Origin of the sequence: Flavobacterium sp. UBA4197, assembly GCF_002379575.1 — a bacterium.
Taxonomy (GTDB): domain Bacteria; phylum Bacteroidota; class Bacteroidia; order Flavobacteriales; family Flavobacteriaceae; genus Flavobacterium; species Flavobacterium inviolabile.
Genome location: NZ_DFUB01000031.1, coordinates 26,583 through 43,266 on the forward strand (window position 1 = coordinate 26,583; position 16,684 = coordinate 43,266).

Genomic DNA, 16,684 nt, shown 5'->3' on the forward strand with positions numbered 1-16,684 from the left:
GTTCCTACTAATTGAAGCGCTCCTTCCAGACAAATTTCCCCAAATCGAAAAGGCTTTCCAGGGGTGTGGTGTCCAGAATATCGAAAGTTGCTTTTACGGACTTTTCAATCATAATATCGGTTTTTTCAAACCCTATGGAAGTATCTTCAACCCAGAATTTCAGGATAAACAGAAACTGAACCCATGCTGCTTCGGATAAAACAGGTTTGGCTATTTTATCTATTTTCTCATGTTTGTCCGTGACTGTAGTCTGAATTTCTTCCTGAATGAATTTTTTGAAACGGTTGCGCAATTTTCGCAATTGCTTTAAATTCTGCAATCCCTGTTTATTTTCTTTCAGTACAAAATAAACATAGCTCCTGTTTAGCGTGAGTATTTCAAAAAAGGTAAAATATAGTGACAGTAGTTTATTCCTGTTCGAGTAGGTTTCAAAAGCTTCCTCATTTTTAAGTCCGCTAACGGCATTTTCAAATAGCTTTATCCATATTGCTTCTTTCAAACCGTCTAAAGAAGGGAAAAAACTATAAAAAAGTGTTTCTTCCATTTTGCTTTCTTTACAAAAGTGAAACACACTTGCCGGTTCCTGATGTTTTTCCAGAACCTGGTTCATGTAGGTGGAAATAATCGTTTCTTCTGTAATGGTTTCTTTTTTTCCGGCCGCTCTCTTCGTCATCGCCATAATAAAAAATGTTTTAAGGTTTTGTAAAGTTACAAAGCGTTTTATCCCGTAATCAAAAAAATAAACAAAATATTTGTTAAAGTTCTTTCAAAAAAAAAGACCACCTGATTGGTGGTCTTTTTTGAATATCAATAAGGATGAGAATTAGTTTCCTGCTTCTTTTTTAGCATCCTGAACCATTTTCTCGTTAGCTGTAATTGCAAACTCTACACGACGGTTTTTGCTTCTTCCGTCCGGAGTATCATTTGTTGCAATCGGATCAGCAATACCCATTCCGGTTGTTTTGAAACGGTTTCCGGATAAACCTTTTGTCGCCAAGTATGCTTTTACAGAAGCAGCTCTTTGTTCTGACAAGTTCAGGTTGTATTCTGCTTTACCTGTATTATCAGTATATCCGTAGATTACGATATCCGTATCCGAATAGTTTTGGAATACCGGTACCAATTTGTCTAAGTTTGCTTTTGCAGCCGCTGTTAATGTTGATTTGTTGGTATCAAAACGAACAGCATTTTCACCTAAAACCAGTTTAATACCTTCTCCTACTCTTTCTACCTCAGCACCCGGAACAGCCTGTTCGATCTCACGGGCCTGTTTGTCCATTTTATTACCGATAACACCACCGGCAACACCTCCAACAACACCACCTAAAACAGCTCCTAAAGCACCGTTTCCTCCTTTTCCAAGGTTATTCCCCAATACTCCTCCTAAAACAGCACCGGCTACAGCACCGATTCCTGCTCCTTTTTGAGTATTATTAGTATTTTTTACTGCTTCACAACTCGTTAATACCGAGGTTAACGTGAATACTGTTGCTAATGTAAATATTACGATCTTTTTCATATACTACTGCTTTTTAGTTTGTTTTTTCAAATTGATATACCACATCTGTCAATTTACCGCCAACGTTAATTTTATCAATCAACTGGAAAGAAGTTTCCGACTGATTCGCGATTCTTAACACATAACCTTCTTTTACTTTTTTCGCTTTTTCTCCGGCGTCAAGAAGTTTCAAAACAAACTCTCCTTCTTTATTTACAAACCATGTAAATGCAGAACTGAATGCAGGGCAATTTGCCTGTTCGAAAGCCATGTTCCCTTTGTTGTTATTCGAAATAAATTTCCAGCTGCTACCTTCAAAGCACTTTGAATCGGCTATTTGGAAAGAAGTAACCTTGATGTATTCCGAACCGGGATAACTAACAGAGCTTAACACCCAATTACCTTTGATTGCAACCTGAGAAGTTCTGTCTAACTTCGTGTTGGTCACTGACGTTGACTTACATGAAAATAACATCAATGTAAGTGCACTCAAAAAAATTAATTTTTTCATATATAGCGCTTTAAAATGTTAACACAAATATACTACCTACAGAATTAATTTGTTAAATTTTGAATGATAATTTTTCCTGAAATTTTAACATAACCGTCATTTTGTCACTTTCACCAGATTTGGTACTTAATTTGTATAAATACCGGAAAAGTTTAACATCAAAAATATATTCTGAATATGACTACAGGAAAAATTAATGTCTCGGTTGAAAACATCTTTCCTTTAATTAAGAAATTTTTATACAGCGACCACGAGATTTTTCTTCGTGAATTGGTTTCAAATGCCACGGATGCTACTTTAAAACTAAAACATTTAACCAGTATTGGCGAAGCCAAAGTAGAATACGGCAATCCGGTTATTGAGATAAAAATTGACAAAGACAACAAGAAAATCCACATCATCGACCAGGGATTGGGGATGACAGCCGAAGAGGTTGAAAAGTATATCAACCAGGTAGCTTTTTCGGGTGCGGAAGAGTTTCTTGAAAAATACAAGGATACTGCCAAAGATTCCGGAATTATCGGTCACTTCGGATTAGGATTCTATTCGGCTTTTATGGTTGCCGAAAAAGTGGAGATCATCACCAAATCCTACAAGGATGAACCGGCTGCACACTGGACGTGCGACGGCAGCCCGGAATTTACACTTGTTGCTGCAGACAAAACAACCCGCGGAACCGAAATTATTCTGCATGTTGCGGAAGATTCGTTAGAATTTCTTGAAGAGGGCAAAATCCGTGAACTGTTAACCAAATACAACAAATTCATGCCGGTTCCTATTAAATTCGGAACCAGAAGCGAAACTATCAAAACCGGAGAAGGTGACGATGCCCAGGAGGAAACCGTTGAAGTGGACAACATCATTAACAACCCGAATCCGGCCTGGACAAAACAGCCAAGCGATCTAACGGAGGAAGACTATAAAAACTTCTACCGCGAATTGTACCCGATGCAGTTTGAAGAGCCGTTATTCAACATTCACCTGAATGTGGATTATCCGTTTAACCTGACCGGTATTTTATATTTCCCGAAAATGTCCGGTGATTTACAAATTCAGAAAGATAAAATCCAGTTATACCAGAACCAGGTTTTTGTAACGGATAATGTGGAAGGTATTGTTCCGGAATTCTTGACTATGCTGAAAGGGGTGATCGATTCGCCGGATATTCCGCTGAACGTTTCCCGTTCGTATTTACAGGCAGACGGTAACGTAAAGAAAATTTCCAATTATATTACCCGTAAGGTAGCCGATAAATTAAAATCGCTGTTTACCGAAAACCGTGAGGATTTTGAGCAAAAATGGAACGATATTAAAATCGTACTGGAATACGGCATGCTTTCCGAGCCTAAGTTCTATGAAAAAGCAGGTGCCTTTGCCTTATATCCAACGGTTGACAACAAATATTTCACACTGGAAGAACTAAAGGAAACTTTAAAAGAGAAACAAACGGATAAAGACGACAAACTGGTTATTCTGTATGCTTCAAACAAAGACAGCCAGCACAGTTATATTGATGCGGCTAAAGAAAAAGGCTATGAAGTCCTGCTAATGGACAGCCCGATTGTTTCGCATTTAATTCAGAAACTGGAAGCGGATAATGAGAAGCTGACGTTTACCCGTGTAGATTCGGATCACATTGACAACTTAATCAAAAAAGATGATACGCCTATTTCGAAATTATCGGATGAAGAGCAAAACAATCTGAAAACCGTTTTAGAGGAAATTGTTCCTAAGGCGAACTATACCGTTCAGCTGGAAGCGATGGACAGCAAAGCAGCTCCGTTTATCATTACACAACCGGAGTTTATGCGTCGTATGAAAGAAATGAGCCAGACCGGCGGCGGCATGTTTGGAATGGGGAACTTCCCGGAAATGTATAACCTGGTTATCAATACCAATTCTGACCTGGCAACTACCATTTTAAATACTACCGACAAACCGGCTCAGGAAAGTCTGGTAAAACAGGCTTTGGATTTAGCGAAACTTTCTCAAAACCTTTTAAAAGGAGAAGAGTTAACCGCTTTTGTAAAACGTAATTTTGAGCTTATCAAATAAGCTGCATCATTATATTCGATTTATAGTGAAAACGCTGTCAGTATTCCTGACAGCGTTTTTTTGTTTTAAAAATCCCCATTATTGGGGATTTTTTTACAGATTTAATCTTCTGAACTTTATTGGATCAACTTTAAAATCTAAAACTATGTACAAAGTCTATCAATCTTGCGGCCATCTGTCGATTAGTTCAGAACAAAAATCAGCAGTCATTGAAACGATGCTTCCCACAACCATTTCAAAAGATTTGTATGAATATATAAAGTTTTACAACATCTCTAAAACTGACTCGGGAATAACAAGTTATGGCATTTTAGGTGTTTTAATTGTAAAAGGTAGCTCCAGAAATAATATTGACTTACGAACGTTAAAAAAAACTCGTATGATTAATGTTCTTAAAAATGGTCGCTTAGACCTTAAAAACGGCATTGATAATTCTTTTAGCCAAGTTTGCCTGAGCAATATTACAGAAAAAGACAGGCTTTCTTTTGTTTGTTTCCACGATACTGATTTTGAAAAAAACAAAAAGATTGTTCTGGAACATTATCAAAACTACCTGTATAACATTTTTGAGGCTCCTATACCTACACTCCCGAAAATTATTATTCAACCTAAAGTAGGCAATGGCGGTATCTTAACTATAGAAGGATGCATAATGGAGCATCCGTAATTACCTATTTTTAGATACTTGGAAAATCCCCATTGTTGGGGATTTTTTTTTGACCGGATATCAGGAATTTAGTTCTATAAAATTCGTAAACTAAACAAAACGATATGAAACCAAATCTACTCTTTATCTGCTTTCTATTTTGCATAAATGGTATTTATGCCCAGAAAGAACACGATGTAAAATCCGGTTTAACGGAAGCATTGTCCGCTCAGTTTACCAAAGAAGGAAAAAGCCAGTTAATCGGAAAACTGGAATTGACAGATAGTTCAACCTTAAAATACACTGCAAACACTAATCCTGAAAACAAAACAAAAACCTCTGAACCTGAATCAATTAAAACAATTATCGACTCCGTTTTAATGGACATCGTTGACGGTTTTATTAAAAAAATTAATGTTCACGCCGAAGGAAATACTTACACAAACAAGTATCCGATATCATTAATTAATTTTGGAGACCGAACCAATGACAGACTGTACAATAAAGACCATAGACAAAAAAACTACATCATTTTAGGAGATTTTTTAAACTATCACGCTGCCATCGGGAATAATTACACCCCTGACAACATTATTGTGAAACTGGCACCCAAGCTGGATGAAAAGAATAAAAACAAGCTATCCGAATCCATTAGTAATGATGCAATACTAAAAATGTATTATTTAAAATACAATGACGGAATCAACAAGCTTATTGATTATCGGATATACTCTGACTTTTTAGGAATGATTAATGAAACGACCAATGGGATTATCAATTTTGAGGCAAAAGCAAAAATTCCCGTGATAACAACGAATATACCAAACAAAAACCTGTATGTATTTAAATCTGTTTATCCGATTGTACGCTACAGCCGTTTTGACAATAAAGACCGCCTTATTGAAATTGACACCAGCTCAGCCATCACCGCTACCGTATTAACCAACAGGCTGAACATCCTTCAAAAATCATTTTTAAGCTGCGGCTTAACAACCGATTTTTTATACTGGGTTCCAAAAAACAATTTTATTGAGTTCAATATCCCGGCCCATATCTGCTTTAATTTAGCCGAAAACAAAGCCAAAACGAATGGTGCCATACTGGATGCAAAAGAAAACCTGATGAGTTTAAATTATGGTGCAGGAATCAATTTAATTGTCAATCGCAGCAGAAACTTTATGTTGGATGTAGGGTTTACCCATTCCTGGATTAAACATTTAAACAGCTACAAATACCAGCTTGAAAAAATCCCGGTTTTTACGGTGTATCGCTTTTCATCGGAGGTTTCTTTTTTCGGGGACAATAGAAACAATGCTCTATTTCTACGTTTTAACTATACCAGCGAATACAGCAATGCCAATAACTTTTTCCAGTTCCAGGTGGGCTACAAATCCAGTTTAAACCTGTAATTACTGATTCGTTTTTCCTGACCAGTATTAAAGCGGTAACCATTTATTTTTGACGATTTGATTTTCAGTAAGATAATTGGAATACAAAGCAATCTGCCGGCCGGCTTATAGTGCCAACAACTGCTTTTATCACGATTCACACTCAAAACGCACCAATAATATTTTGTTAACGCAATAATAATATACCGTTTGTAATCATTTTAAGACGTTTTTCATACATTTGGCATACAAAACCTTAAATCTTTTTTATGAAAAAAATTACTTTTTATGCCCTGACATTATTTATGTCATTAACAGCTGGTACTGCTTTTGCGCAATCTACTGCGCAACAAAATCTTGACAATGCTATCGGAATGGCCGAAAACATTAAGCAGGATACGCCGGTTGCTAAAAATGCTGCCGTACAATTAGCCAAACAAATTGTGCTTTTAAATGCGCCAAATGCACAACAGTTTTATGATGCGATGTTTGTACAGGTTGCTTCCATCCAAAATAATGCTGACGATGTTGATTATTTTGTAAATGAAGCGCGGATTGCTTCTCAGAATGCTTTCGCTACTGTCGGTGTAAATGCGATTACTGCCGATCTGGTTAACTTAAACGATCAGTTAATTGGTTTAACCTATCAAATTAACGATGCCTTACAGGCTAACGACAACAATACTGCTTTAAACCTTATCCCTAATGTTAAAAATGTATTGGATTTACAAAACAGTACTACTGACAATTTAATCGCTGAGATTAACGCTATTGCCAGTGCTATCAAAACATACAATGTTTGTATTCAGTTAGTGGATCATTTGGGAAATCCTGTTTATTATACGGATTTACACGGGTATTATGCTCATAACGATGCTACCAATGCCTATATCACTCCGGAAAGAGACGAAAACTGTTTCTACAATTTAGCACCGGGTACTTACACTTTCGATTCTCACGACGGTTATTTCAGCGGAACTTCTCCGGCAACCGTAACTTTATCAGACAGTCTGGTAAACGCTAATGGTGTGATCATTGTGAACTTAGTATACTGGTCTGAATAATCAGGATATACATTATTATACAGAAAAGGACTAACTCAGGTTAGTCTTTTTTGTTTCCGCAAGGCAGCAAAAGATTGTTATTTTTCATCACAAATAAATGCCATTTTAGCAATTAACTTTTTTTTTCATCGCTTAATGGTTCTAAATAATAACTAAGCCATATCTTTGCAGGCTGTTTTAAAATGAATAAAAATGTCAGGAAATAACGTATTAAAAGGAGTTTTTTTAGTAGGATTAGGTGCAACAAGTTACGGGATGTTAGCAACATTCGTAAAACTGGCCTATCAGGAAAACTATACTACTGCAGAGGTTACCTCTTCTCAATTTATCTTAGGAATCATCGGGATTCTGATTATTAATGCCTTTCAGAAATCTAAAAATAAAGGTACCGTAATCAAAAAAGCGACCAAAAAGAATATTGCACAGCTGATGCTTGCCGGAACATCCCTGGGAATGACCAGTGTTTTTTATTATCTGGCGGTAAAATACATTCCGGTTTCGATTGGTATTGTACTGTTAATGCAAACGGTATGGATGGGTGTTTTGCTGGAAATGTTTATTGACAAAAAACTGCCATCGCTTCAAAAAGTGATTTCTGTTGTTATTGTATTGGCAGGAACGGCACTGGCGACCAATATACTTACCAGTGAAATAGAACTTGACTGGCGAGGTTTGATGTGGGGAATGCTGGCAGCAGCTTCTTTTACAACGACTATGTTTACGGCAAACAGTGTGGCAACCGAAATATCGTCGGCACAACGAAGCCTGTACATGCTGTTGGGTGGTGCGGTTATCGTTTTCGGGTTTGGTATTTTTACCCAAACCACTCCTTATAACTTTGATATCTTCTTAAAATGGGGAATTGTACTTTCCCTGTTCGGAACCATTATTCCACCAATGTTAATGAACTCCGGTTTCCCACACACCGGGATCGGACTGGGAAGTATTGTCTCTTCCTTAGAACTTCCGGTATCGGTAATGATGGCTTTTGTGATCTTAAATGAAGAGGTCGTTTTAACACAATGGTTAGGAATAGTACTGATAATTTTAGCGATTGTGATCATGAACATTTCTTTCAAAAAAAAGAAATAATATAGAATTTTCCTGTAAAAATGATTATATTCGTGTAACGGATATAATCATTTAATTACCTGAAAATGAGTTTACCTTGGCATTTATATCTCATGTCTTCGCTTTATATCATAGCAGGCATTAATCATTTCAGAGTTCCAAGGTTATACCTGAAAATTATCCCTCCCTACTTACCGAATCCCCGATTACTAAACTATATCAGCGGCATTGCAGAAATCGTTTTAGGCATACTGTTATGCTTTCCTGAAACCAAATCTTTTGCTGCCTGGGGAATAATAGTGCTTTTATTTGCCGTATTTCCGGCTAATCTATACATGTACCTGAATGATAAGGCTTCCTTAGGCTTATTAAAATGGGTGCGTTTTATCCGATTGCCCTTACAGATCATCCTTATTTACTGGTCTTACAATTATACCTGATTGCATTTATTACCCATTGTTTAACTAATCCCCTTTATTATGAAAAAATTTGTAGCAGAATTTATCGGAACTTTTTGGTTGGTTTTAGGAGGTTGCGGTAGCGCAGTTTTAGCCTGTAATTTCCCGGATGCGGGAATCGGATTCGTAGGAGTCGCACTGGCATTCGGACTTACAGTACTCACCATTGCTTATTCTTTGGGCCATATTTCCGGAGCACATCTTAATCCCGCAGTTTCCATAGGTTTATGGATGGGCGGCCGGTTTGAAGCAAAAGAACTTGTTCCTTACATCGTGGCACAAATACTTGGTGGTATCGCAGCTGCGGCTGTCCTTTATGTAATCGCAACCGGTAACGGAAGTGATATCGGAGGTTTCGCCTCCAATGGTTACGGAGAGCTCTCTCCCGGAAAATACAGTATGAATGCCGCCTTTCTAACCGAGGTGGTCATGACTTTTATTTTCCTGATTGTCATATTAGGCGCTACCGATGAACGGGCTCCGAAAGGCTTTGCCGGAATTGCGATTGGCCTTGCCTTAACACTAATTCACCTGATCAGTATTCCGGTTACGAATACTTCGGTAAATCCTGCCAGAAGTATCAGCCAGGCGGTTTTTGTGGGTGGTGAAGCCATCAGTCAGCTTTGGCTGTTTATTGTCGCCCCGGTATTAGGCGCTATTATCGCCGGAATTGTGTACAAATCCATTTTTAGCAAAGAATAATGATTCAAAAATACCTTACACTAAAAAGCACCACCAGTTGGTGCTTTTTTATTTCTTTTACAAAATGTACCAGCACATCAAGCAACAAAAACACATTATGCCTTTATTTTTAAGAACTGTTTTTATCCTGAAAACAACTTTAAACTTTATTTCCACTTCCAAAAGGCCGGTAAAAGCATTGCCTTTAAAATTTTAAAAAAAGCAAAAAACACGGCTCAAACCCGAACATATCTTATATTTCAAATATTTTTTGATACTTTTTTTCAAAAGCAAAAAGTATTTTGGTCTGATTTTTGAAAATTCAAAAAAAATAAAAAGTTGCTATTGCTCAATTATTTTTTTTAGTAATATTGAGTATAGAATTTAACCATTTAAAAAAAATTATCTGAATTAATTTTTCATCTGATGAAAAAAAGTAAAGTTTTAGAATTCGACAAGGAAACAATTGACAGAATTGTCGCTATGGCTCAGGAGGAAAGAAAACCTTTTGAAGTATTAAGAGAAGAGTTTGGAATTTCTGAAAGTGAAGTAACAGAAATGGTTCGTAAAAAGTTATCGAAAGATAATTTTGAGCTTTGGAAAAAAAAGGTTGCTGCTAATAAGCCTAAACCGAAACCTCAAAAATATAATGAACTGGAAGACGATGATTTAGACAGCAAATATTACTTTAAAAATAAATTTGACTAAATAGTAATGCCCGCAGCCGCGGGCATTTTTTTATACTTTTTCCCGATAAAACCGTCTGGAAACAGCCCTGCCGGAAAGCCTGAAAATCACCCTTTTAATTTTAGCTGTTTCCTTTCCGTTTCCCAACTTTTAGCCGTAAATTCACACTATAATTTAATTTTTTTTTACAGCCATGAAAAAAACAATAATCGCCGCTTTACTACTCTTATCCGGTTATGCCTATTCTCAGGACACTTTATGGATCAATCGGTATTATGAACCAACACAAAAAGAACTCGCGAAGTATTTCAGAATTGAGAGGAAAGCCAAAAACGGTACTTTTCTATCCACGGAATACTATCGGAACGGAACAAAAAAAGCCGAAAGATTTACAGCCGAAAAAAACAGCTCACTCTTTAACGGTCCTGCTAAATTTTACTCCAAAAACGGCCAATTGTCTTCAACCGCCAATTATATAGACGGCATTATTGAAGGTCCGGTAACCTATTATCTTAAAGACGGAAGCAAATCGGAAGCTGTTTTTAAAGACAACATGCTTTACAATGGGAAAATAACGTTTGAAGAAGATGATAATTCTTTCACTTTAGAAGCTAAGGACGGGCAGTTTCTTTATTCCGAAGTATACCCTGTTAAAAATCCGAAATTAAGACAGAAAAACTTTTATGAAGGCACACAATTAGTCCGTCAGATTTCACACAATAAAGACGGTAATCTTATCAGTGATGTTACCCTGACCGGCTATACGATTCAAAATGGGCTGGAAGCCATTTATAACTATTCTCCTTTCTTTTTAAGCACCGTAAGTAAATATGCCGACGGAAAAGTGACCGAAGTGACCGCTTTCTATAAAAACGGTTCGGTAAAATCCCATTCGGTAAAGGACAAGGCTTCCAAACGGTATACGATCTATTACCATCCCGATGGTTCCCAAGCGGGTGAACTCACCGAACAACTGGACGAATATGATTATTCCTCTCCCCAGGATGGTATACAGCTTCATTATTTTTATGACGATCAGGAAGAAGGTAAAGATCAGGATATCGTGGAAACCTATTCGGAATACAAAGACGGGGCTCTTGTAAAAACAAAAAAATACCGTCCGGACGGCAGCTTACTGAAAACAGATCTGTACAATGACGGCGGAATGATAATGACAACCGACAATTATGACCGTTTTGGCAAAATAAGCAGCAGTCTGAGTTATGCCCCTGATTCTTCCAATCCGTTAGACGGAACCGAAATAGCAGACAATATTATCCGTATTTACAAAGCCGGTATTATTATTTCGGAAACTATTTATTACAGCAATCAGAAACCTTTTAAAAAATTTGAAGGCAAAACGGCCGTCTTTTTTGATAAAAAAGGAAAAAATATCGGTACCCTGACCTATTCCGATTCCTATAGTCCGGGCAATTACGATACACCTGCAGACGGAATACTTTACACGATGTATAACGATGTTATCAACGATGCTTATGAGTATAAAGGCGGAACCTACGCCAAATCCATAGTGTACAATAAGACCATTTCCGATGAACTCCGTCCGGAAAAAGTGAGTTTTTACAAAAACGAAAGACTCTCAAAAGACATCAGCTACTATAAAAACGGAAAAATAAAATCCGACATCACCTATGGCACCTATGATCCCGAAATGGGCATCTTCTATAATGAGAAGGGTAAAAAAATAAGCGAATACGACTATGTAAAACAAAACGGAACCCTTTATACTTTCTTTGAGGGCAGCGATGACATTCAATCCATTCAGAAATATGCTAACGGAAAACTGCTTTATGAAAAGCTTTATACAGTTAATTTTTCTGCTACTGCAAACAGCAACAAGTACCAGTTAATCAGCGAAATCGACTATAACAAATCGGGAGTGTTTTATCAGGACGGAAAGCCATTATATACTACACAATACAAAGACGGAGCTCCTTATAACGGGAAAGTCATCACCACTGACGGTTACTATTCCTATCAGATTGACAATTATGCAAACGGAATCAAACAGGGCGAGCAACTCACACTGGATGCCTCAACGAAAGAACCGATCAGCAAATCCATTTATGAAAACGGCATGTTAGCGGAGACCACTACTTACAAAAACGGGATCATTGCTACGAAAGCGCAGTACGTCGATGATCTTATTAACGGGGATTATATTTTTTATAACAGCAAGGGAGAAGAAATTTCCAGAGTAACCTATAAGGATGATCTACCGTTTAACGGCCAGGCTATTATTGAAGAGAGTGAAAACAGCACATCCAAAACAACCTATCAGAACGGACAGCTCACAGAACAAAGTACTTTTTCCGGGAACATCCTGATCAGTAAGAAAACACTGCTGGATGCTGCGGCCCTGAGCTACCAGACAACGGTTTACTATGATAATGGCAAACTGAAAATGAGTTATTCCGAAAAGGACGGTATGCTACACGGTAAAGTGACGTATTTTAATCCGAAAGGCAAAAAAGAATATGAAGCCGATATTACTGATGGTAAATTAAGCAGCGGAACCGTATGGGTAACCACATATTTCCTGAACACCAGCTCAAAATACCTTAAAATGACCAAATCCAAAAACAACATGCACATTATCGGAATCGGAGAATCCGATAAACCTAATTTTGAAATGAACCTGACAATGATTAATCCGGAGGATACGGTATTCAGTGAAATCGAAAACATCTATTTATACACTCTTTATCCGGGCGAATATGACGGGCAAAATACCGATGAAGCAGCTCCTCCAATATCTATAAAAGACTAAAACATGATAAAAAACATAATTCTTACAGGTTTCCTTCTTATAGCCGGTTTAAAAAGTTATGCCCAGCAACAGCCTTTTGCTGTGGAAGAACTACAGGTTAACGAATTACTGAAAGGCGACCTATATTCACCGGCAAAAAGTCAGCCGCAAAAAACAACGCTGATCATTCTTATTGCCGGTTCCGGACCGACTAACCGGAACGGAAACCAGCTGAAAGGCAGGAACAATTCGCTAAAGTATCTTGCCGAAGATTTATGCAAAGACAACTATGCCGTTTTCACATACGACAAGCGAGTTATTGCCCAGATAATTGCCGGAACTGTCAACGAAAAAGAAATGCGTTTTGACGACATGATTACCGACGCCGTTACTGTATTTGACTATTTGAAAAACAAGTACCATTATTCAAAGATCCTTTTTGCCGGACACAGCGAAGGCTCCCTGATCGGGATGATCGCCGCCCAAAAAACAAAAGCGGATGCTTTCATTTCATTAGCCGGTCCCGGAAGACCGATTGATGAAATTCTTGTGGAACAGATAACCCGCCAGACACCCGCTTTAAAAGAGGAACTGGTTCAGAGTTTTGCCGCCCTGAAAAAAGGAGAAACCATCGAGATTAAAAAACCATTGCTGGCCTCGATTCTCCGGGAAAGCGTTCAGCCGTACATGAAATCCTGGATGCAATACAATCCGCAAACAGAGATCAGTAAATTAAAAGTTCCTGTACTGATCATAAACGGCGACAAAGACCTTCAGGTTCGCGTTCTGGATGCCGAATTATTGCAAAAATCAAAACCGGGCGCCACGCTAAACATCATTCCGAACATGAATCATGTCTTTAAAAACATCACCGGCGACGAAGCCGAAAACCTGGCTTCCTATTCCGATCCGGATACCCGGAATACACCGGAACTTTCGGAAAAAATTAATCTTTTCCTAAAAAAGAATAAACTGTAACAAAAATCGAATTCCAACTACAAATAGTAAACTAAAAATAAAACGATGAAGAAACTTATCTGTACATTGGCACTGGCAGTGATGGTTATGAGCTGTAAAACAACTCAGGAAAAAACATCCACTACCACTATAAACGAGGTAAAAGTTGCCATTGACCTTAAAAATGTAACGGATGACAAAGTAATGGTAACCATTACTCCTCCAACCTTTACTACAGAAACAGCAACATTCCATATTCCAAAAATTATCCCGGGTACTTATTCGGAAGACGATTATGGTAAGTTTATTGACAATTTCAAAGCACTTGATGCAAACGGAAATGCACTTGCCGTTTCTAAAACAGATGACAATACCTGGCAGATATCCAATGCAAAAGCCCTGGCAAAAGTAACGTATCTCGTTAACGATACTTATGATGTGGAAGGAACGCATGATATCTTTTCGCCAGCCGGTACCAATATTGCGGCTAACGAAAACTTCATGCTGAACACGCATGGTTTTGTAGGATACTTTCAGGGGAAAAACGAAATCCCGTACACGGTAACCGTTTCCCATCCGGCAACATTATGGGGTGCTACATCTTTAGTTGACAATGATCCGAGCAATGAAGTGGATGTTTTCCATACGCCAAGATATGCCGAACTGGTTGACAGCCCGATCATGTATTCCAAACCGGATTATACCACATTCAATGTGGACGGTATGGACATCCTGATCAGCGTATATTCACCAAACGGAACTTATACGGCAAAAGACATCACTCCGGAAATGGAAACAATGATACGTGCGCAGAAAAAATTCTTAGGTCCGGTAAACAGCACTAAAAAATACAGTGTATTGCTGTATTTATCCGATATGAAAAAACCGGATGCCAAAGGATTCGGAGCTTTGGAGCACACCACTTCCACAACCGTTGTTATGCCGGAAATGATGCCAAAAGCACAGCTTTTAGAGCAATTGAAAGATGTGGTTTCCCACGAATTTTTCCATATCGTTACACCATTAAGCATTCACTCCAAAGAAATCCAGTATTTCGATTACAATACTCCAAAAATGTCCGAGCACTTATGGATGTATGAAGGTGTTACCGAATATTTTGCAAACCTGTTCCAGGTAAACCAGGGCTTAATCACAGAAGACGAATTCTACAACAGAATGGCGGAAAAAATTGAAGCGTCAACCCGTTTCAACGACAAAATGCCGTTTACAAACATGAGTAAGAACATCCTGGACAAACAATATAAAGATTCGTATTATAATGTTTATCTGAAAGGAGCGCTGATCGCGATGTGCATTGACATTCAAATGAGAGAAAGCAGCAACGGAGCAAGAGGAATCTTAAGCTTAATGCAGGCACTATCGAACGAATACGGTAACAACAAACCGTTTAACGATGAAGATCTTTTTGCTAAAATTACCGCATTAACCTATCCGGAAATCGGTGCATTCCTAAACAAATATGTAGCCGGTGATACTCCGATTCCTTATAACGACTATTTTGCCAAAGTGGGTGTTATCAAAGGAAGCGTTAAAAAACCAGCCAATCCGTTCTTAAAAGGCGATATGCCTTATATCACGGTAAACCCTGCGACAAAAGAAATTATGATACCGCCGGGAATGGAACTAAACGGTTTCATGAAAAAAATTGGTCTTAAAAACGACGATACCCTCTTAGCGATTAACGGTACCGCTTATAATCTGGATAACATTTATGAGCTGATCATGTCCAGCATGGATTGGAAAGAAAACGACCCGATCACGATTAAAATAAAACGCAACAACAAGGAACAGACTTTAAAAGGAAAAGTAACCTTAACCATGGAAGATGTGGAAGGATTACACTTTACAGACAACAGTAAAGCAAAAATCAAAGAAGCCTGGTTAAAAGGATAATGCTTTATCCGGAATATTTTCAAAATCCCCAATAGCTATTGGGGATTTTTTATATCCGAAATTGCCGGATTAAACCATACTATTTCAACAACTTCCTTAGCATCTGAATATTTTTTTCTTTACTTTGCAAACTTTAAAATCGTAACCCTAATGAAAAAAACACTTATAGCCTTATTTTCGCTGGCCTTATTAACCGCTTGTAATAAAGAGAACGAATCAGCAAACAACCTTCATCTTACAGGAACAGTTAACGGATTAAAGCAGGGTAAACTATACTTAAAAAAAATCGTTGACACTTCATTTGTAACGATCGACAGTTTCCTGATTAAAGGAAATTCCAATTTTGAGAGCAACTTAAAAATTGATTCTCCGGAAATGTACTACCTGTTCCTGGATCGCGGTACTTCCAATTCTATCGACAACAGCCTTATGTTTTTTGCAGAACCGGGTGAAATGAAGATTACAACCGACTTAAAAGAGTTTTACGCAAAAGCAAAAGTTACAGGCTCAAAAAACAACGAACTATACGAAGACTACAAAAAAATAAAATCACGCTTTACAGACGAAGAAAACAAGGTTTTAAGCCTAAGTCTTTATGCGCAGAAGTTCAACAAAACAAAAATGATGGACAGCCTGAACGAGCGTAACGAAAAGCTAATCATCCGACGTTATCTGGATGCGGTGAATTTTGCGGTAAACAATGCCAAATATGAAGTAGCACCTTATATTGCCCTGACGGATATTTACGATACCAATCTGAAATATATGGATACCATTCAGAAATCGTTATCGCCTGAGGTGGCTCAATCCCATTATGGTAAAATGCTAAAAGAGTTTATTGCGAAAAGAAAACAGCAGGAACAAACTCCACAATAAAAATAAAAAGCGGCTTATTTTCATAAGCCGCTTTTTTTAAACCTTTATAAATAAAAAAACCACTTTCTTCAAGTGGCTTAAAGACGATTGAGCCGATGGAGGGACTCG

15 protein-coding genes are annotated in these 16,684 nt (G+C 37.9%); 12 read left to right on the forward strand and 3 right to left on the reverse strand.

Annotation, left to right across the window (positions count from 1 at the left end):
* Positions 1–7 precede the first annotated feature (7 nt).
* The 3 genes from B3394_RS15430 to B3394_RS15440 all read right to left on the reverse strand — a co-directional run bounded on the left by B3394_RS15430 (position 8) and on the right by B3394_RS15440 (position 2,009).
* Positions 8–679 (reverse strand): TetR family transcriptional regulator C-terminal domain-containing protein, encoded by a 672-nt coding sequence (locus B3394_RS15430; RefSeq protein WP_177732771.1) that lies wholly within the window; start codon positions 677–679, stop codon positions 8–10.
* A 144-nt stretch (positions 680–823) separates the two neighbouring features.
* Entirely contained in the window at positions 824–1,519 is a 696-nt protein-coding gene (locus tag B3394_RS15435; RefSeq protein WP_177732769.1) for an OmpA family protein, read from the reverse strand.
* Positions 1,520–1,532: 13 nt separating this feature from the next.
* A complete protein-coding gene (locus B3394_RS15440) occupies positions 1,533–2,009 on the reverse strand; it encodes a lipocalin family protein (protein WP_177732767.1) in 477 nt (158 codons plus the stop codon).
* A gap of 177 nt (positions 2,010–2,186) precedes the next feature.
* Here B3394_RS15440 and htpG point away from each other — a divergent pair, with 177 nt between their 5' ends.
* The 12 genes from htpG to B3394_RS15500 all read left to right on the forward strand — a co-directional run bounded on the left by htpG (position 2,187) and on the right by B3394_RS15500 (position 16,576).
* Positions 2,187–4,064 carry a molecular chaperone HtpG gene (htpG, locus tag B3394_RS15445; protein ID WP_177732764.1) on the forward strand — a complete coding sequence of 626 codons (1,878 nt, stop codon included), beginning with the start codon at positions 2,187–2,189 and terminating at the stop codon, positions 4,062–4,064.
* A 145-nt stretch (positions 4,065–4,209) separates the two neighbouring features.
* Positions 4,210–4,731: a hypothetical protein gene (locus B3394_RS15450; RefSeq protein ID WP_286926681.1), complete on the forward strand. Its 522-nt coding sequence runs from the start codon at positions 4,210–4,212 to the stop codon at positions 4,729–4,731.
* 104 nt (positions 4,732–4,835) lie between these two features.
* Positions 4,836–6,119 carry a hypothetical protein gene (locus tag B3394_RS15455; RefSeq protein ID WP_286926683.1) on the forward strand — a complete coding sequence of 428 codons (1,284 nt, stop codon included), beginning with the start codon at positions 4,836–4,838 and terminating at the stop codon, positions 6,117–6,119.
* Positions 6,120–6,367: 248 nt separating this feature from the next.
* Complete coding sequence (locus B3394_RS15460; protein ID WP_286926685.1) at positions 6,368–7,162, forward strand: hypothetical protein; 795 nt, start codon at positions 6,368–6,370, stop codon at positions 7,160–7,162.
* Positions 7,163–7,354: 192 nt separating this feature from the next.
* Complete coding sequence (locus tag B3394_RS15465; RefSeq protein WP_286926687.1) at positions 7,355–8,254, forward strand: EamA family transporter; 900 nt, start codon at positions 7,355–7,357, stop codon at positions 8,252–8,254.
* 65 nt (positions 8,255–8,319) lie between these two features.
* A complete protein-coding gene (locus tag B3394_RS15470) occupies positions 8,320–8,673 on the forward strand; it encodes a DoxX family protein (protein ID WP_286926689.1) in 354 nt (117 codons plus the stop codon).
* 39 nt (positions 8,674–8,712) lie between these two features.
* Positions 8,713–9,393 (forward strand): aquaporin Z, encoded by a 681-nt coding sequence (aqpZ, locus tag B3394_RS15475; RefSeq protein ID WP_177732754.1) that lies wholly within the window; start codon positions 8,713–8,715, stop codon positions 9,391–9,393.
* A 405-nt stretch (positions 9,394–9,798) separates the two neighbouring features.
* A complete protein-coding gene (locus B3394_RS15480; protein ID WP_273246927.1) occupies positions 9,799–10,080 on the forward strand; it encodes a DUF2805 domain-containing protein in 282 nt (93 codons plus the stop codon).
* A 172-nt stretch (positions 10,081–10,252) separates the two neighbouring features.
* Complete coding sequence (locus B3394_RS15485; protein ID WP_286926729.1) at positions 10,253–12,850, forward strand: hypothetical protein; 2,598 nt, start codon at positions 10,253–10,255, stop codon at positions 12,848–12,850.
* Between the two features lie 3 nt (positions 12,851–12,853).
* Entirely contained in the window at positions 12,854–13,807 is a 954-nt protein-coding gene (locus B3394_RS15490; protein WP_286926731.1) for an alpha/beta hydrolase, read from the forward strand.
* A gap of 45 nt (positions 13,808–13,852) precedes the next feature.
* Entirely contained in the window at positions 13,853–15,700 is a 1,848-nt protein-coding gene (locus B3394_RS15495) for a peptidase M61 (protein ID WP_286926733.1), read from the forward strand.
* A 150-nt stretch (positions 15,701–15,850) separates the two neighbouring features.
* Positions 15,851–16,576: a DUF4369 domain-containing protein gene (locus B3394_RS15500; protein ID WP_177732738.1), complete on the forward strand. Its 726-nt coding sequence runs from the start codon at positions 15,851–15,853 to the stop codon at positions 16,574–16,576.
* The last annotated feature ends 108 nt before the right edge of the window (positions 16,577–16,684 follow it).